Raw genomic sequence first — 17,506 nt, 5'->3', positions numbered from 1 at the left:
TGTCCGAAATGCGGTAGCGAGGTTCAGGCAGCATCAAGCGCTTGGGGGAAGCGTGTACACCCTCCGGCACTGGCCTTATGTTGCGTTAACGCTCGCCCCTTTCAGGACAGCTTCTAAGGAGCAGTCATGAGCTATGTGATCGACCGACGTCTCAATGGCAAGAACAAGAGCACGGTAAACCGCCAGCGGTTTCTGCGGCGCTACCGTGATCACATCAAAAAGGCTGTCGAAGAGGCGGTCAGCCGGCGCTCCATTACCGATATGGAACACGGCGAGCAGATCAGCATTCCCGGCCGCGACATCGACGAGCCGGTGCTTCACCACGGTCGTGGCGGCAAGCAAACCATCGTGCACCCCGGCAACAAGGAATTCACCAGCGGCGAGCACATTGCCCGCCCGCCCGGAGGTGGCGGTGGCAGAGGCCCCGGCAAGGCCGGTAACACGGGTGAAGGGATGGACGAGTTCGTCTTCCAGATAACCCAGGAGGAATTCCTCGAGTTCATGTTCGAGGACCTTGAGCTGCCTAATCTGGTCAAACGCCACCTGACCGGCACCGACACCTTCAAGACCGTACGCGCCGGCATCAGCAACGAGGGCAACCCGTCACGGATCAACATTATCCGCACGCTGCGTTCGGCCCATGCCCGACGCATTGCCTTGTCCGGCAGCAGCCGGGCGAAATTGCGCGAAGTCAAAGAGGAACTGCTGCGGCTTAAACGGGAAGAACCGGACAACTTCGGCGATATCCAGGAGCTCGAAGCCGAAATCGAGAAGCTCAGCGCGCGCATTCACCGAGTGCCATTTCTCGACACCTTCGACCTCAAGTACAACCTGCTCATCAAGCAGCCGAACCCCAGCTCCAAAGCAGTAATGTTCTGCCTGATGGACGTGTCCGGCTCCATGACCCAGGCGACCAAGGATATCGCCAAGCGCTTCTTCATCCTGCTGTACCTGTTCCTCAAGCGGAACTACGACAAAATCGACGTCGTGTTCATCCGCCACCACACCAGTGCCCGTGAAGTTGATGAGGAGGAGTTTTTCTACTCCCGGGAAACCGGCGGCACCATTGTCTCCAGCGCCCTGAAACTGATGCAGGAGATCATGGCCGAGCGTTATCCGAGCAACGAATGGAACATCTATGCCGCCCAGGCGTCCGACGGCGACAACTGGAACGACGATTCGCCGATCTGCCGCGACATCCTGATCAATCAGATCATGCCGTTCGTGCAGTACTACACTTATGTTGAGATTACCCCGCGCGAACACCAGGCCCTGTGGTTCGAATACGAACGCATCGCCGAAGCCTTCTCTGACACTTTTGCCCAGCAGCAACTGGTCTCGGCCGGGGATATCTATCCGGTCTTCCGTGAACTCTTCCAGCGCAGGTTAGTGACATGACCGCCAAAGAGCAGAAGCGCCAACCCATTTCCACCGGCTCCGAATGGACATTCGAGCTGATCCAGGCCTACGACCGCGAAATCAGTCGTCTCGCGGCCCGCTACGCGCTGGATACGTACCCCAACCAGATCGAAGTGATCACCGCCGAGCAGATGATGGACGCCTATGCCTCTGTCGGCATGCCCCTGGGTTATCACCATTGGTCCTATGGCAAACACTTCCTCAGCACCGAAAAATCCTACAGCCGCGGCCAGATGGGCTTGGCCTACGAGATTGTGATCAACTCGGACCCCTGCATTGCCTATCTGATGGAAGAAAACACCATCTGCATGCAGGCGCTGGTGGTGGCTCACGCGTGCTATGGCCATAACAGTTTCTTCAAAGGCAACTACCTGTTCCGCACCTGGACCGACGCCAGTTCGATCATCGATTACCTGGTGTTCGCCAAGCAGTACATCATGCAGTGCGAAGAACGCCACGGCATCGACGCCGTAGAAGACTTGCTCGATTCCTGCCATGCGCTGATGAATTACGGCGTCGACCGTTACAAACGCCCTTATCCGATTTCCGCCGAAGAAGAACGCCGTCGGCAGAAGGATCGGGAAGAGCATTTGCAGAAACAGATCAACGATTTGTGGCGGACCATTCCAAAAGGCGCGGACAAATACAGCGACAAGGACAACGCACGCTTCCCCGCCGAACCTCAGGAAAACATCCTGTACTTCATCGAAAAACACGCCCCGCTGCTGGAGCCCTGGCAGCGCGAAATCGTGCGGATTGTGCGCAAGATCGCCCAGTACTTTTATCCACAACGCCAGACTCAGGTAATGAACGAAGGCTGGGCCACGTTCTGGCACTACACCTTGATGAACGACTTGTATGACGAAGGCCTAGTCACCGATGGCTTCATGATGGAATTCCTGACTTCCCATACCAGTGTGGTTTTTCAGCCTGGCTTCGACAGCCCCTACTACAACGGCATCAACCCCTACACCCTGGGTTTTGCCATGTATCGCGATATCCGCCGGATATGCGAACAGCCCACTGAAGAGGACTATCGCTGGTTCCCGGAAATCGCCGGTACCGACTGGCTGCCCAGCATCAAATTCGCCATGAGCAGCTTCAAGGACGAGAGTTTCATCCTGCAGTACCTGTCACCCAAGGTGATCCGCGACCTCAAGCTGTTCAGCATCCTCGATGACGATCAGAAGGACGATCTGCTGGTTCCGGCGATACACGACGAAGACGGCTATCGAACCATTCGTGAAACCCTGGCGGCGCAATACAACCTGGGCAATCGCGAACCCAACATACAGATCTACAGCATTGACCGGCGTGGCGACCGCTCCCTGACCTTGCGTCACCAGCAACACGACCGCAAACCGCTGGGCGATTCCACAGACGAAGTACTCAAGCACCTGCACCGCCTCTGGGGCTTCGACATTCACCTGGAAACCCTGCAAGGAGATCAGGTGATGAAAACCCATCATGTTCCGCCCAGAAGCGAGCATGGCGAGGGTGATTACGGCCGGCTGGACTTGGCAGTCATTCATCTTTGATCCTGTTTTCTGCCTCCGGAAGTTCGACGCAAAGGTTATTCTGTCGGGCTAACGGAGGTTTTTTATGCAGATTTATAAAGTCGGCGGCGCGGTACGCGATCGCCTGCTGGGCAAGCCTGTCACCGATATCGACTGGGTCGTTGTAGGCGCGACCACCGAAGAAATGCTCGCCAAGGGCTTTCGTCCGGTGGGCGCGGACTTCCCGGTGTTTCTTCACCCCAAAAGCGGTGAGGAATACGCCCTCGCCCGCACCGAACGCAAAAACGGGCGCGGCTACGGCGGCTTCATCTTTCACACCAGCCCCGACGTCACCCTCGAAGAAGATCTGATTCGTCGCGACCTGACGATCAACGCCATGGCTGAAGACGATCAGCAGAATCTGACCGACCCTTACCATGGCCAGCGGGATCTCGAGGCTCGCCTGCTTCGTCACGTTTCCCCCGCGTTCGCCGAAGATCCTCTCCGTGTTTTGCGCGTTGCCCGCTTTGCCGCGCGTTATGCGGCACTGGGTTTTACCGTCGCCCCCGAGACATTGGAGCTGATGCGCCAACTCAGCGAATCAGGTGAATTGGAGGCATTGACTCCCGAACGTAGCTGGAAAGAAATCGCCCGCGCGCTGATGGAAGACCAGCCTCAGGTATTCATCGAGGTGCTGCGCGAGTGCGGCGCGCTCAAGGCACTGATGCCGGAAGTCGACGCGCTGTTCGGTGTACCGCAACCCGAAGCCCATCACCCGGAAATCGACACGGGCGTGCATACCCTGAGCGTGCTGGAGCAAGCGGCGCTGCACAAACAACCGCTAACCGTACGCTGGGCCTGCTTGCTGCATGACCTGGGCAAAGGATTGACGCCCGAGGAAGAATGGCCCCGCCACATCGCCCACGAGCACAAAGGCCTGAAGCTGATCAAAGCGGTCAACGAGCGCTTCAAGGCACCGAAGGACTGCCAGGAACTGGCGCTGCTGGTGGGCAAATATCATACCCATGGCCATCGTGCTCTGGAGCTTAAGCCGTCGACCTTGCTGGAGTTGCTGCAGAGTTTCGACGTCTATCGTCGACCTCAGCGCTTTGAGGAGTTTATCGCAGCGTGTGAAATGGACGCTCGGGGGCGTAAAGGCCTGGAGCAGAGAAGCTATCCACAGGCGGATTATTTACGTGGCGCGGCAACTGCGGCGCGAAGTGTTGCCGTTCAGCCGTTGCTGGAGAAGGGATTCAAGGGACCGGAGTTGGGCGAGGCGATCAAGGGCGAGCGGCTCAAGGCGCTGAAGGCTTACAAAGCGGCGGCGCCTGCTTGAAAAGCATCGCGGGCAAGCCCGCTCCCACAGGTACGAGTCGTTTGTCGATTATGTAAACAACGCCAACTTGTGGGAGCGGGCTTGCCCGCGATGGTGTCATCCGCCTCACAACAAATTCAAAGGGGTCAGCTGCTCACCGCGCCACTCAAAAGCAACCGGCGCCAGCACTTGATCGATCTGCGCTTCATCCCACAGAGTTGCAAAGCTCTTGCCTACCCCCGGATGCACTCTGTCCGGCGCAATCAGCGACAACGGCCATAGCACGAAGGCATTTTTCAGAATCTCTGCCCGCGGCAAGATCAAACCATCGAAGTTGCCCACCAGGTCGCCGAACAGCAGTACGTCGATATCCAGCGGCAAGCCCTTGCGGTCCGGCGCGTAACGGCCGTTATCCGCTTCGATGAATTTCAACCGTCGATCCAGCTCCATCAGCGGCAGATCGGTGAAAGCCGAAACCACAAAATTGAAAAACGGCCCGCTCTTGATCCCCACCGGCTGGCTTTCGAATACCGCCGAGCAGCGCATATCCACCAGGAAACCCGCCAGGGCGTCCAGGCCAGCCTGCAAATGGGCTTCGCGCTCGATATTGCTACCGAGCCCGAGGTACACCTGAGTCAGCGACATCCGCGCTCGATCTCCACGCCCACACCCGTGGCCGCCGGGACGGCACCTGGCTTGGTCAGCTTGAGGTGCATCCAGGTGATCTTGAATTCGCTCATCAGCACTTGCGCCAGACGCTCGGCAAAGGTCTCGACCAGCTGGAACTGCGCCTGTTCGGCGAACGCCTGAATGCGCGACGAAACGCTCGCGTAGTCGAGCGCCAGGGTCAGGTCATCACCGGCGGCGGCCGGACGATTGTCCCAGGCGAAGCTCAGATCAAGTCGAAGACACTGTCGGATGCCTCGTTCCCAGTCGTAGGCACCAATCACGGTGTCGACTTCCAGGCCCTCGATAAACACTCTGTCCAAGCACTTCTCTCCACTGCACGACAAGGGCGCAATGCGCCGTTAGAATCAGGGCGTCCTCGCCCGGAATAGTTAGCATGTTTTGGTTACTGGCGATCCTCGCCTACCTGCTCGGCTCTCTGTCCTTCGCCATTTTGCTCAGCCGCCTGACCGGTAACCCCGATCCGCGAATGAGTGGCTCGGGCAATGCCGGTGCCACCAATATGTTGCGTCTGGCCGGCAAGAAACTCGCCATCCTGACCTTGCTCGGCGACCTGAACAAAGGCCTGCTGCCCGTATTGATCGCGGGTGCTATAGGCCTTTCACTGCAAGAACAGGCCTGGATCGGCGTCTGTGCCGTTATCGGCCACCTGTTTCCGCTGTACTTCCGCTTTCGCGGTGGCAAGGGTGTCGCCACCGCCGCTGGCATGCTGCTGGGGCTCTACCCGCCTGCCGCGCTGCTGGCGGTCTGCGCCTGGTCGCTGACGTTCTACCTGACCCGCACCAGCTCACTCGCAGCCCTGATTGCCACACCGCTGACCCTGCCGTTGCTTGCCTGGCAAGAACCGGCGGCACTGCTACCCATGAGCGCACTCACGGGCCTGATCGTCTGGCGTCATCGCGGCAATCTACGCGACCTGTTTGCCGGGCGCGAACGGCATTTTTAAATACCGCGCGTGAGCACCGCTCATCACAGCGCCGACAGTTGCTCCATCGGCCAGCGCGCCTGCACGCTGATCGCCAGGCTTTCATGCTGGCCGGCCTGCAAGCGCTGGCAGCCGGCAAACGCAATCATCGCGCCATTATCGGTGCAGAACTCCGGACGGGCATAAAATACATCGCCCTTCATGTCGCCGAGCATTTTCTCCAGTGAAGCCCGCAGCGCTTTATTGGCGCTGACGCCCCCTGCGATCACCAGACGCTTGAGACCCGCCTGTTTGAGGGCACGCTTGCACTTGATGGTCAAAGTCTCCACCACGGCCTGCTGGAACGCCAGCGAGATGTCGCAACGGGCTTGTTCGCTGTCGTCCCCGGCGCTGACGCTCTGCTGCCAGGTGTTCAGCGCAAAGGTTTTCAGCCCGCTGAAGCTGAAAGCCAAGCCTGGACGATCACACATTGGGCGCGGAAAAGTGAAACGCCCCGCAACGCCCTGCTCCGCCAGACGAGCAATCTCCGGACCGCCCGGATAATTCAGGCCCATCATCTTCGCGGTTTTATCGAATGCTTCGCCGGCAGCATCGTCGAGAGTCTCGCCCAGGAGCGTGTACTGACCGATCCCGTCGACCTGAACCAGCTGCGTATGACCACCCGACACCAACAAAGCGACGAACGGGAACTCCGGAGGTTGCGACTCCAGCATCGGCGCCAGCAAGTGACCTTCCATGTGGTGCACACCCAAGGCCGGAATGCCCCAGGCAAAGGCCAGCGCCTGGGCGCACGAAGCCCCCACCAGCAAGGCTCCGACCAGGCCAGGGCCCGCGGTATAAGCGATGGCGTCGATCTCGGTCGGCACACAGCCGGCCTCGGCCAGGACCTGACGAATCAAGGGCAGCATGCGTTTGACGTGATCACGCGACGCCAGCTCCGGCACCACGCCGCCATAGGCACGATGCAGATCGATCTGACTGAACAACGCGTCGGCCAACAACCCGCGTTCACTGTCGTAAAGTGCGACACCGGTTTCGTCGCAAGAGGTTTCTAATCCCAGTACTAGCATGGGTTTGCGCCTTGTAGAGGCTGAATTCGAAGGCGCGCATAATAGTCTTCGCGTGATGCCCCGACCAGCGGTTTTCGATCAGAGGCTTTGCATTCCGAGCGATGAGGGGTTAACATCCGCAACCCTTAAAAACCGACGTCTTCAAGTGCTCTTTTGCCGCGAGGATGTTGACCCCGGTAATGAATGAAGGTAGCTCTGGATGCCAGCCGTCAAAGTAAAAGAGAACGAACCCTTCGACGTAGCTCTGCGTCGTTTCAAGCGCTCCTGCGAAAAAGCCGGTGTACTGGCTGAAGTTCGTAGCCGCGAATTTTACGAGAAGCCAACTTCTGAGCGTAAGCGTAAAGCAGCAGCCGCTGTTAAGCGTCACGCCAAGAAAGTTCAGCGCGAACAGCGCCGCGCCGTTCGTCTGTACTAATACACAGACGATCGTAGCAAGCTTCTGCCAAGCCCGGCCCTCAGCCGGGCTAATGGCATTTGCGGAAAACGCTTGATGCTTCACCGTCGAAGCCGCAGACGCGACCGAGACAAATCTGCTTCACAGCGTCAGACCTGGCTCTTTTGCCAGCGGTGCACGTCTTTTCTGACGAGCCTTCCAAGGCTACTGACGAGCACACCCACTGATTCCTCTCACGACGATCAGCCCAAGGCACCTTCTTGCGTGCCCGCTTATGAGCTATCCGAGGCCAACGACTGGCCGTCGCCGGATTCAGCGAAACACTTTCAAATAGTCGAATACTGATTGGTACTAACGTCAGTGGATTTTCGGCAGATACACTTCCCGACAGCGATACGCAGACGACACAGGTCGAGCCGCACACCCTGCGCGCCTCAAACAACGACCCGCGTTCGGCCGCCCTTCGTTTTGGGTCCATTTCAGCGCAGATGACGAGAACGCCATGGCCGGGCTAATTCCCCAGAGCTTCATTGACGACCTTCTGAACCGCACCGACATCGTCGACGTGGTCAGCTCGCGCCTGCAAATGAAAAAAGCCGGCAAGAACTACACTGCCTGCTGCCCGTTTCACAAAGAGAAAACCCCCTCCTTCAGCGTCAGCCCCGACAAACAGTTCTATTACTGCTTCGGCTGCGGCGCTGGCGGTAACGCCCTCGGCTTCATGATGGACCATGACAACCTGGATTTCGTCCAGGCTGTCGAAGAACTGGCCAAAGCCGCCGGCATGGAAATTCCCCGCGAAGAGAGTGGCCGACCGCACAAACCGCGGCAGCCCACCGACTCGCCGCTGTATCCACTGCTCACCGCCGCCGCCGATTTTTATCGTCAAGCCCTGAAAAGCCATCCGTCGCGCAAAGCTGCCGTGGATTACTTGAAGGGTCGTGGACTAACGGGAGAAATCGCTCGGGATTTCGGGCTCGGTTTTGCCCCACCTGGCTGGGACAATCTGTACAAGCACCTGAGCAGCGATACCCTGCAGCAAAAGGCCATGATCGACGCCGGCCTGCTGATCGAGAACGCCGAAACCGGCAAGCGCTATGACCGCTTCCGCGATCGCGTGATGTTCCCGATCCGCGACAGTCGCGGGCGCATCATCGCCTTCGGCGGCCGGGTGTTGGGCGACGACAAGCCGAAATACCTGAACTCACCGGAAACCCCGGTCTTCCATAAAGGCCAGGAACTCTACGGCCTTTATGAAGCACGCAAGAACAACCGAAACCTCGACGAAATCATCGTCGTCGAAGGCTATATGGACGTCATCGCCCTCGCCCAGCAAGGCCTGCGCAACGCCGTCGCAACTCTGGGCACCGCCACCAGCGAAGAGCACATGAAGCGCCTGTTTCGCGTCGTGCCCAGCGTGCTGTTCTGCTTCGACGGCGACCAGGCGGGCCGAAATGCCGCATGGCGGGCGCTGGAGGCAACCCTGCCATGTCTGCAGGACGGGCGCCGGGCGCGCTTTCTGTTCCTGCCTGAGGGCGAGGACCCAGATACCCTGGTCCGCTCCGAGGGCACTGACGCCTTCCGCGCGCGAATCAATCAGCACGCCCAGCCGCTGGCCGATTACTTTTTTCAACAGCTGACCGAAGAATCGGACCCGCGCTCCCTCGAAGGCAAGGCCCACATGGCCACCCTCGCCGCGCCGCTGATCGATAAAGTCCCGGGCGCCAACCTGCGCATACTGATGCGCCAGCGCCTGAGTGAAATTACCGGGCTTAGCGGTGAAGCCGTGAGCCAACTGGTGCAAAGCACACCTCAGCCTCAGGAAGCGCCACCCGCTTACGATCCGGGCATCGATTACGACGCCATGCCGGATTACAGCGACTACCATCAGCCGCAGGCGCAAGAGATGTACGCGCCGCAGCAGGAATGGACGCCGAAAAAGCCTGGCGCAGGCGGCAAGAAATGGGACAAGAAGCCGTGGGACAAGAATGGCAAACGTGGCGGCGATCGCGATCAACCGCGCGCGCCACGGGTGCCGGCCGCTGTAGAGCCGCCCACCCTGGCCGCCTTGCGCACACTGCTACATCACCCGCAACTGGCTGAGAAAGTCGAGGATGCCGGGCACTTCGCTGCCGAGGACCATACCAACACGCAACTGTTGGTCGCCCTGCTCGAAGCCGTACAGAAGAATCCCAAGCTAAACTCATTTCAACTGATTGCGCGTTGGCACGGCACCGAACAAGGCCGACTGCTCAAAGCGCTGGCAGAAAAGGAATGGCTGATTGATGGAGATAACCTTGAACAACAGTTTTTCGACACCATTACTAGCTTGTCAGCCCGCCAACGCGAGCGAAACCTGGAACAACTTCTTCGAAAAGCACGTCAAAGTGAATTGAGCACCGAAGAGAAAAATCAACTGCGCGACCTTTTAAGTCGCAATGTTTCCGCATCAAGCCCGACCTCAACTGGCGCGTGAGGTCATAGCTCAGGTATAATCCTCGGCTTGTTTTTTGCCCGCCAAGACCTTCAGTGGATAGGGTGTTATGTCCGGAAAAGCGCAACAGCAGTCTCGTATCAAAGAGTTGATCACACTTGGTCGTGAGCAGGGCTACCTGACTTACGCGGAGGTCAACGACCACCTGCCGGAGGATATTTCAGATCCGGAACAGGTGGAAGACATCATCCGCATGATTAATGACATGGGGATCAACGTATTCGAGGTTGCGCCAGATAAGGATTCCCTTATGCTGGCCGACGCCGATACCGACGAAGCCGCGGCCGAAGAGGCAGCAGCAGCGTTGGCAGCGGTCGAGACCGACATTGGTCGCACCACCGACCCAGTGCGCATGTACATGCGTGAAATGGGTACGGTAGAGCTCCTCACACGTGAAGGCGAAATCGAAATCGCCAAACGTATTGAAGAGGGCATCCGCGAAGTGATGGGCGCAATCGCGCACTTCCCTGGCACGGTTGACCATATTCTCTCCGAGTACACTCGCGTCACCACCGAAGGTGGCCGCCTGTCCGACGTCCTGAGCGGTTATATCGACCCGGACGACGGCATTGCGCCGCCTGCAGCCGAAGTGCCACCGCCTGTCGACCCGAAAGCCGTGAAAGCGGATGACGACACCGACGACGATGACGCCGAAGCGACCGACGACGAAGAAGAAGCCGAAAGCGGTCCAGATCCGGTCATCGCCGCACAGCGCTTTGGTGCTGTCGCCGATCAGATGGAAATCACCCGCAAGGCCCTGAAAAAGCACGGTCGTGGCAACAAGCTGGCAATCGCCGAGCTGATCGCCCTGGCTGAGCTGTTCATGCCGATCAAACTGGTGCCGAAGCAATTCGAAGGCCTGGTCGAGCGTGTTCGCAGTGCCCTGGATCGTCTGCGTCAGCAAGAGCGCGCGATCATGCAACTGTGCGTTCGTGATGCCCGTATGCCGCGTGCCGACTTCCTGCGCCAGTTCCCGGGCAACGAAGTCGACGAAAGCTGGACCGATGCACTGGCCAAAGGCAAAAGCAAATACGCTGAAGCCATTGGTCGCCTGCAACCGGACATCATTCGTTGCCAGCAGAAGCTGACCGCGCTGGAAACCGAAACCGGTTTGACGATCGCCGAGATCAAGGACATCAACCGTCGCATGTCGATCGGTGAGGCCAAGGCCCGCCGCGCGAAGAAAGAGATGGTTGAAGCGAACTTGCGTCTGGTGATCTCCATCGCCAAGAAGTACACCAACCGTGGCCTGCAATTCCTCGATCTGATCCAGGAAGGCAACATCGGTCTGATGAAAGCGGTAGACAAGTTCGAATACCGCCGCGGCTACAAATTCTCGACTTATGCCACCTGGTGGATCCGTCAGGCGATCACTCGCTCGATCGCCGACCAGGCCCGCACCATCCGTATTCCGGTGCACATGATCGAGACGATCAACAAGCTCAACCGTATTTCCCGGCAGATGCTGCAGGAAATGGGTCGCGAACCGACCCCGGAAGAGCTGGGCGAACGCATGGAAATGCCTGAGGACAAGATCCGCAAGGTATTGAAGATCGCTAAAGAACCGATCTCCATGGAAACCCCGATCGGTGATGACGAAGATTCTCATCTGGGTGACTTCATCGAAGACTCGACCATGCAGTCGCCAATCGATGTCGCCACTGTTGAGAGCCTTAAAGAAGCGACTCGCGAAGTCCTGTCCGGCCTCACTGCCCGTGAAGCCAAGGTTCTGCGCATGCGCTTCGGTATCGACATGAATACCGACCACACCCTCGAGGAGGTTGGTAAGCAGTTCGACGTGACCCGTGAACGGATTCGTCAGATCGAAGCCAAGGCGCTGCGCAAGCTGCGCCACCCGACGAGAAGCGAGCATTTGCGCTCCTTCCTCGACGAGTGATCACAGAACCCCCGGCCCAGGCCGGGGGTTTTGCTTTATACAGATTAAATTCCCCGTACATCCCCCCCGCCGAATAGCCCGTCTACACTCGAAACATTCCCCCCAGCCGTAACGAGACCGTTATGCCCAGATGGCCGACCGTGCTTTTTTTGCTGTCGCTGATGACCTGGACCGCAACGGCTGGCGCGTTGACTCTTACCGACGAAGAACGTAGCTGGCTGACGGCTCACCCGGAATTGCGCCTGGGCGTGGACGCGTCCTGGCCGCCGTTTGAATTTCGCGACGAACACGGGCGTTATCAGGGCCTGGCAGCGGACTACATCAACGTCATCCGTCAACGGCTGGCCATCAAACTCACGCCCATCGAGCCGGTCAGCTGGACTGAAGTCTTGCAGCAGGCCAAACAAGGCAAGCTAGACATCTTGCCAGGCATCATGTCGACTCCCGAGCGCCAGACGTATCTGTCGTTCACACGCCCCTATCTCGACTTTCCGATTGTCATTCTGGCTCACGTCGGAGGTGCCCAACCGCGCAAAATCGAAGACCTGTACGGGCTGAAGATCGCTGTGGTGGAAAACTATGCCCCCCATGAGCTATTGCGCACCCACCATCCCGACCTGAATCTGGTAGCGATGCCCAATGTCAGCTCGGCGCTGCAGGCACTGGCTACCGACGCCGTGGACGCCGTCGTGGGCGATCTCGCATCCAGCGTCTGGAGCCTGCGCCAGCTCAAGCTCGACGGGCTCTACGTCAGCGGTGAAACACCCTATCGCTACCAATTGGCGATGGCCGTGCCCCCGAACAACAAGCTGCTGGTCAGCATCCTCGATAAAGTCCTGGCAGACATGACCCCGAGTGAAATCAGTGCCATCCAGGAACATTGGGTCGGTAACGTTCTGGACCATCGAACGTTCTGGCTCGATGTGCTGATGTACGGCCTGCCAGGATTACTGTTTCTGATGATCGTGCTGGCAGTGGTTATCCGGATCAACCGCCGACTCAGTTCGGAAATTGCCCGTCGGGTCGCTCTGGAACAGGAGCTGCGCAGCAGCGAATACCATTACCGCGGGCTGGTGGAGAGTCTTTCTGCTATCGCCTGGGAAGCCCGGATCAGCGATTACACCTACAGTTACGTGTCACCTCACGCTCAGGATCTCCTTGGTTATCCCCTGCCCCATTGGCTGATTCCGGGCTTCTGGCGCAACATTATCCACCCCGCGGATCTGACCCGGGCCCAGACCTTCTGCGACCGTGAAGTGGCGGCCGGACGCGATCACAGCGTCGATTACCGGGTCATCACCGCCGACGGCCGCTGCCTTTGGGTCCGCGATATCGTCAGCCTGATCGAGCACGCCCATGAACCGGTACTTCGCGGGCTGATGATCGACATCAGCGAAGCCAAGCGCACCGAAGAGGCGCTGCGCCTGTCGGAACAAAAGTTCGCTTCGGTGTTCCAGCAATGCCCGGATATTCTGGTGATCGCACGGCTTTCCGACGGTTGTCTGCTGGAGGTCAACGAAGCGTTCGAAGAACAGATCGGCCTCAAGGCCGAAGAGGTCGTAGGCCAGACCGCCACCGACCTGAACATCTGGGGCGTACCCGGCGTGGGGCCGGGTTTGTTGCAGCGCTTGCAGGCCGGCAGCATCCGCAACCTGGAGATGCCCTTTCGCCGCAGCAATGGCCAGGTGTTTACCGGCCTGATTTCAGCCGAGCCTTTCGATCTCGATACCACCCCGGCCCTGGTGGTCGTCGTGCGGGACATCAGCCAACTCAAGGAAACCCAACAACAACTGCAAACCTCCGAAGAGAAGTTCGCCAAGGCCTTTCATGCGTCTCCCGACGGCTTGCTCCTGTCCCGGCAGAGCGACGGTTTGCTGATGGAGGTTAACGAAGGCTTCAGCCGTATTACCGGTTTCAATAGTGCGATGTCCGTGGATCGGTCGGCCCTGGACCTGGGGATCTGGGTCAATCTCAACGAGCGCAAACAGATGCTCGAGCTGTTGCACCGGGACGGTTTCGTCCGTGACTTCAGTTGCCACATCCGCCGCAAAGACGGGCAGATCCGGCTCTGCGAGGTTTCAAGCCGGCCGTTGCCCATCGGCGATGAGGACTGCATGCTGACCATCGCCCGGGACATTACCGAGCGGCACCTGATGCAGGAGAAACTGCAACAGGCCGCCACGGTGTTCGAGAGCACTGCCGAGGGTGTATTGATCACCGACACCCAACAGCACATCAGCGCGGTCAATCGTGCGTTCACCGAAATTACCGGCTACAGCGAGAGCGAAGCGCTGGGCCACACCCCTCGCCTGCTCGCCTCGGGCCTGCACGACAGCGCATTTTATGCGGCAATGTGGCATCAATTGACCGCCGACGGTCATTGGCAAGGCGAGATTTCCAACCGGCGCAAGAATGGCGAGCTCTACCCGAGCTGGCTGACCATCAGCGCAGTGCGCAACCGGGATAAACACATCACCCACTTTGTTGCGGTGTTCGCGGACATTTCCAGCCTCAAGCACGCGCAGGCCAAACTCGACTACCAGGCGCACCACGACCCGCTGACGGGCCTGCCAAACCGCACGCTGTTCGAGAGTCGGCTGCTGACCGCACTGAACAGCCAGCAGGAAAACGGTGGCCAGGGCGCGGTGCTGTTCCTCGACCTGGACCGCTTCAAACACATCAACGACAGCCTCGGCCACCCGGTTGGCGACCTGCTGCTCAAAGGCATTGCCGTGCGCCTCAAGGAGCAGTTGCGCGATATCGATACCGTGGCGCGGCTGGGTGGCGATGAATTCATCATCCTGCTCCCCGGCCTGCAACAGTCCAGCGATGCTGACAACATTGCCACCAAGCTGCTCAATTGCTTCTCCGCCCCTTTCCAGGCCGGCGAGCACGAGTTTTTCATCAGCGCCAGCATCGGCACCAGCCTGTATCCCAAGGACGGCTGCGACGTCGCTACGCTGGTCAAGAACGCCGATGCCGCGATGTATCGCTCCAAGGCCAAGGGCCGTAACCGGGTTGAAAGCTACACCCGCGACCTCACCGCCCAAGCCAGCGAGCGCGTGGCGCTGGAACATGAACTGCGGCGCGCCATCGAGCGCAATGAGCTGTTTTTGTACTACCAGCCCAAAATCAGTCTGGACGATCATCGAGTGGTCGGCGCCGAAGCGCTGATTCGCTGGCATCACCCAACCTTCGGCGATGTGCCTCCCGAGCACTTCATTCCCTTGGCTGAAGAAAACGGCATGATCCTGCAAATCGGCGACTGGGTACTTGAGACCGCCTGCCGACAGATGTACGAGTGGAATCAGGTCTATGAGTGCCTGGGCCCACTCTCAGTCAACCTCGCGGGCGCGCAACTGCGCCAGCCGAACCTGCTTGGCCGGATCGAACAGCTGCTCAAGGACAACCACCTCAAACCCGGCTTCCTGCAACTGGAAATCACTGAAAACTTCATCATGAGCCAGGCCGAAGAGGCGCTGGCGGTGCTGCATCAACTCAAACGCCTGGGCGTGCAATTGGCAATCGACGATTTCGGCACCGGCTATTCGTCCCTGAGCTACCTCAAACGCCTGCCGCTGGACACCCTCAAGATCGACCAATCCTTCGTCCGCGGACTGCCGGACGACCCACACGACGCGGCGATCGTTCGCGCAATCATCGCCCTGGGCCGCAGCATGCAATTCACGGTCATCGCCGAGGGCGTCGAAACCCAGGCGCAGCAGCAATTCCTGACTGCGGAGGGCTGTGAACAGATCCAGGGCTACATCGTCAGCCTGCCGCTTCCCCCCGACGAATTCGCTGCGACGTTTCTTCGTACAGCCATATTGGATTTTTCGGATAGCACAGCCGAGAAACCATCGCTATAATCCGCGGCCTACTGAGGGCCTATAGCTCAGTTGGTTAGAGCAGGGGACTCATAATCCCTTGGTCGTAGGTTCGAGTCCTACTGGGCCCACCATACTCAAAGCCGCGCACTGCGCGGCTTTCGTGTTTCTGGGTGGCCACCGCTGATACAGTCCTATGGACACCGCGCGATCCAGGACTGGTGACTCCTTCGATGTAAAGGCTTGCGTGATCCGCCTTAGCTCGATTGGTGAACTCCCTTTTCAGCCGGTCCAAGTTCGGGGAACTCAACCAGCAGTGCCTTGTTACCCCTGGCGATGTGTTCCATCACCGCCATGGCGATGTTTTCACGCACCATCCCGACCGAGACGTAATACATGGCCCAGGCTTGTTCGGGCGTGCAGTGGCCGATCTGCTCCTCAATCTCCTTGTAGGCTTTGTATTCGTCCGACCCCAAGTAGTTTTGGCAATCACCTTGGTACATGATTTTTCTCCTTCCCTAGAATCCTTGTGACAACCCCTAATTAAGTCGGCTGATAAGGGCTGCCTTGCTCCTTACGTGACTACCAGTGCTCCAAATAAACGCGGGATATTGCAGAAAACACACAATTTCGCATATACAGAACCTTCCTATCAGGCGCCCTTCAGGGCCCCGAACCGTTAGGCGCAGGGGGTATCGGTTGGTTTGAAAGAGTCCGCTTTATCCGTCTCCGAACCCTGAAGGTCAAATTGATACAATTTCGCCTTTAATTTATCCGCCCCCCACAGCCCCCTCACATAAAATAAAGATCCTCATAGAACAACAAAAACAGCAACCCAGCCAGATCAAGTACCACTCTTCACTTTGGTCCAAACCCGAGTGCGGATTCGCTCCAACTTCAATGGCAGCGACTCAAGTGGAACAAGTGTAGCAACGGTCTTTTTGTCTGGATAAATCCAAGTATTGTCGCGCAGCTTCTGCTCAACAAACTCTGCGGCATCTTTATTAGCGTTAGGATACAACGTGTGATTTGAGCTCTTGGCAATAATTTCTGGTCGCAACATATAATTAATAAATGCCATGCCTTCCTTTGGGTGGGGAGCATCTTTTAACAGAACCAAATTTTCTGACCAAACCAACGCTCCCTCGCGAGGAAGGCTGTATGCAATCTTGCGTCCAGTATTAGCCTTCTCGTTGATGGCCTGCGCAGCAAGGGCACCATTGGCCCAACCTACAACTGCACAAATACTGCCATCAGCCAGGTCAGAGTCGATTCTGGATGAGTCGAAATAGAGGACGTAGGGACGGATTTTTAACAACAGGGCTTGAGCTTTCTGGTAATCATCCGGGTTCCTACTGTTGCTAGGGAGCCCAAGGTAATGCAAAGCAATTGAAATGATCTCACTTGGAGAATCGAGCATTGCCACACCGCACGACTTGAGTTTGCTGATGTTTTCTTCTTTGAAGATCAAGTCCCAGCTATTCACCGGAGCATTATCACCCAATGCCGCTTTGACTTTATCAACGTCATAGCCAATGCCGGTGGTACCCCATAAATAGGGAACAGCGTAGCGATTACCAGGGTCATTGACCGCAACCTGGGACAAGATATCAGGATCGATGTGTGACAAATTACTCAGTTGATTACGATCCAACGGCTGAAGTACTCCCGCCTGGATCAGGCTTGGCAACACGTTGGAGGTAGCCACAACCACGTCGTACCCCGTGCGCCCAGCCATCACTTTACTCTGCATGATTTCGGCACTGTCGAACGCATCCATATGGAGGCTGGTGCCGGTTTCCTGCTCAAACTCCTTTGGGGTCTCCGGTGCGAGAAACCCGAACCAGTTGTACAGATACACCCCAGGCTCTACAGCCCCCACTGATGTGCTGATCCCTGCACAGAGAAGCGAGGCTGCAAAAATGGTTCGCAAAGGTGATTTGCTCATACAACTATCCTTGTCAAGACGACATGCCCTCATG

13 protein-coding genes and 1 tRNA gene are annotated in these 17,506 nt (G+C 58.0%); 9 read left to right on the top strand and 5 right to left on the bottom strand.

All coding sequences use genetic code 11. The features are described 5' to 3' along the window. Window positions 1-126 precede the first annotated feature (126 nt). The 3 genes from JFU11_RS19435 (at window position 127) to JFU11_RS19425 (ending at window position 4,251) form a co-directional block, all read left to right on the top strand. A complete protein-coding gene (locus tag JFU11_RS19435) occupies window positions 127-1,398 on the top strand; it encodes a YeaH/YhbH family protein (protein WP_007904257.1) in 1,272 nt (423 codons plus the stop codon). Next, window positions 1,395-2,957 (top strand): SpoVR family protein, encoded by a 1,563-nt coding sequence (locus JFU11_RS19430; RefSeq protein WP_123719574.1) that lies wholly within the window; start codon window positions 1,395-1,397, stop codon window positions 2,955-2,957. The genes JFU11_RS19435 and JFU11_RS19430 overlap by 4 nt, the downstream gene beginning before the upstream one ends. A 64-nt stretch (window positions 2,958-3,021) precedes the next feature. After that, a complete protein-coding gene (locus JFU11_RS19425; protein ID WP_201061853.1) occupies window positions 3,022-4,251 on the top strand; it encodes a multifunctional CCA addition/repair protein in 1,230 nt (409 codons plus the stop codon). A gap of 105 nt (window positions 4,252-4,356) precedes the next feature. Here JFU11_RS19425 and folK read toward each other — a convergent pair whose 3' ends face one another. Both folK and folB read right to left on the bottom strand, forming a co-directional pair. Next, window positions 4,357-4,875 carry a 2-amino-4-hydroxy-6-hydroxymethyldihydropteridine diphosphokinase gene (folK, locus tag JFU11_RS19420; RefSeq protein WP_063342356.1) on the bottom strand — a complete coding sequence of 173 codons (519 nt, stop codon included), beginning with the start codon at window positions 4,873-4,875 and terminating at the stop codon, window positions 4,357-4,359. Then, entirely contained in the window at window positions 4,866-5,219 is a 354-nt protein-coding gene (gene folB / locus JFU11_RS19415; protein ID WP_052967152.1) for a dihydroneopterin aldolase, read from the bottom strand. The genes folK and folB overlap by 10 nt, the downstream gene beginning before the upstream one ends. A 74-nt stretch (window positions 5,220-5,293) precedes the next feature. On the opposite strand from folB, the gene plsY reads away from it, so the two are divergent. Next, window positions 5,294-5,863 (top strand): glycerol-3-phosphate 1-O-acyltransferase PlsY, encoded by a 570-nt coding sequence (gene plsY, locus JFU11_RS19410; RefSeq protein WP_052967151.1) that lies wholly within the window; start codon window positions 5,294-5,296, stop codon window positions 5,861-5,863. A gap of 23 nt (window positions 5,864-5,886) precedes the next feature. On the opposite strand, the gene tsaD is transcribed toward plsY, so the two are convergent. Then, window positions 5,887-6,912 (bottom strand): tRNA (adenosine(37)-N6)-threonylcarbamoyltransferase complex transferase subunit TsaD, encoded by a 1,026-nt coding sequence (gene tsaD, locus JFU11_RS19405; RefSeq protein ID WP_052967150.1) that lies wholly within the window; start codon window positions 6,910-6,912, stop codon window positions 5,887-5,889. Between the two features lie 199 nt (window positions 6,913-7,111). Here tsaD and rpsU point away from each other — a divergent pair, with 199 nt between their 5' ends. From rpsU to JFU11_RS19380, 5 genes are all read left to right on the top strand, one after another. Further along, complete coding sequence (gene rpsU / locus JFU11_RS19400; RefSeq protein WP_002551877.1) at window positions 7,112-7,327, top strand: 30S ribosomal protein S21; 216 nt, start codon at window positions 7,112-7,114, stop codon at window positions 7,325-7,327. A gap of 481 nt (window positions 7,328-7,808) precedes the next feature. Next, a complete protein-coding gene (gene dnaG / locus JFU11_RS19395) occupies window positions 7,809-9,782 on the top strand; it encodes a DNA primase (protein WP_123719576.1) in 1,974 nt (657 codons plus the stop codon). Window positions 9,783-9,849: 67 nt separating this feature from the next. Next, a complete protein-coding gene (gene rpoD / locus JFU11_RS19390; protein WP_123719577.1) occupies window positions 9,850-11,697 on the top strand; it encodes an RNA polymerase sigma factor RpoD in 1,848 nt (615 codons plus the stop codon). A 122-nt stretch (window positions 11,698-11,819) separates the two neighbouring features. Beyond that, on the top strand, window positions 11,820-15,566 hold the full coding sequence (locus JFU11_RS19385) for an EAL domain-containing protein (protein WP_123719578.1): 3,747 nt from the start codon (window positions 11,820-11,822) through the stop codon (window positions 15,564-15,566). A gap of 15 nt (window positions 15,567-15,581) precedes the next feature. Beyond that, window positions 15,582-15,658, top strand: a tRNA-Ile gene (locus JFU11_RS19380). 123 nt (window positions 15,659-15,781) lie between these two features. On the opposite strand, the gene JFU11_RS19375 is transcribed toward JFU11_RS19380, so the two are convergent. Further along, window positions 15,782-16,027 (bottom strand): hypothetical protein, encoded by a 246-nt coding sequence (locus tag JFU11_RS19375; protein WP_123719579.1) that lies wholly within the window; start codon window positions 16,025-16,027, stop codon window positions 15,782-15,784. Window positions 16,028-16,368: 341 nt separating this feature from the next. Beyond that, on the bottom strand, window positions 16,369-17,472 hold the full coding sequence (locus JFU11_RS19370) for a polyamine ABC transporter substrate-binding protein (protein ID WP_201061852.1): 1,104 nt from the start codon (window positions 17,470-17,472) through the stop codon (window positions 16,369-16,371). Between the last annotated feature and the right edge of the window lie 34 nt (window positions 17,473-17,506).

It is taken from the genome of Pseudomonas sp. TH37 (assembly GCF_016650735.1).
GTDB classification, from domain to species: Bacteria; Pseudomonadota; Gammaproteobacteria; order Pseudomonadales; family Pseudomonadaceae; genus Aquipseudomonas; species Aquipseudomonas farris.
Note: the sequence above shows the minus strand (reverse complement) of the source record. Positions and strands in the feature narration are given on the sequence as shown.

What these genes read in the sequence shown, in the direction of transcription:
- JFU11_RS19435 (WP_007904257.1), top strand. Translation starts at nt 127, where the DNA reads ATGAGCTATGTGATCGACCGACGTCTCAATGGCAAGAACAAGAGCACG.
- JFU11_RS19430 (WP_123719574.1), top strand. Translation starts at nt 1,395, where the DNA reads ATGACCGCCAAAGAGCAGAAGCGCCAACCCATTTCCACCGGCTCCGAA.
- JFU11_RS19425 (WP_201061853.1), top strand. Translation starts at nt 3,022, where the DNA reads ATGCAGATTTATAAAGTCGGCGGCGCGGTACGCGATCGCCTGCTGGGC.
- folK (WP_063342356.1), bottom strand. Translation starts at nt 4,875, where the DNA reads ATGTCGCTGACTCAGGTGTACCTCGGGCTCGGTAGCAATATCGAGCGC.
- plsY (WP_052967151.1), top strand. Translation starts at nt 5,294, where the DNA reads ATGTTTTGGTTACTGGCGATCCTCGCCTACCTGCTCGGCTCTCTGTCC.
- tsaD (WP_052967150.1), bottom strand. Translation starts at nt 6,912, where the DNA reads ATGCTAGTACTGGGATTAGAAACCTCTTGCGACGAAACCGGTGTCGCA.
- rpsU (WP_002551877.1), top strand. Translation starts at nt 7,112, where the DNA reads ATGCCAGCCGTCAAAGTAAAAGAGAACGAACCCTTCGACGTAGCTCTG.
- dnaG (WP_123719576.1), top strand. Translation starts at nt 7,809, where the DNA reads ATGGCCGGGCTAATTCCCCAGAGCTTCATTGACGACCTTCTGAACCGC.
- rpoD (WP_123719577.1), top strand. Translation starts at nt 9,850, where the DNA reads ATGTCCGGAAAAGCGCAACAGCAGTCTCGTATCAAAGAGTTGATCACA.
- JFU11_RS19385 (WP_123719578.1), top strand. Translation starts at nt 11,820, where the DNA reads ATGCCCAGATGGCCGACCGTGCTTTTTTTGCTGTCGCTGATGACCTGG.
- JFU11_RS19375 (WP_123719579.1), bottom strand. Translation starts at nt 16,027, where the DNA reads ATGTACCAAGGTGATTGCCAAAACTACTTGGGGTCGGACGAATACAAA.
- JFU11_RS19370 (WP_201061852.1), bottom strand. Translation starts at nt 17,472, where the DNA reads ATGAGCAAATCACCTTTGCGAACCATTTTTGCAGCCTCGCTTCTCTGT.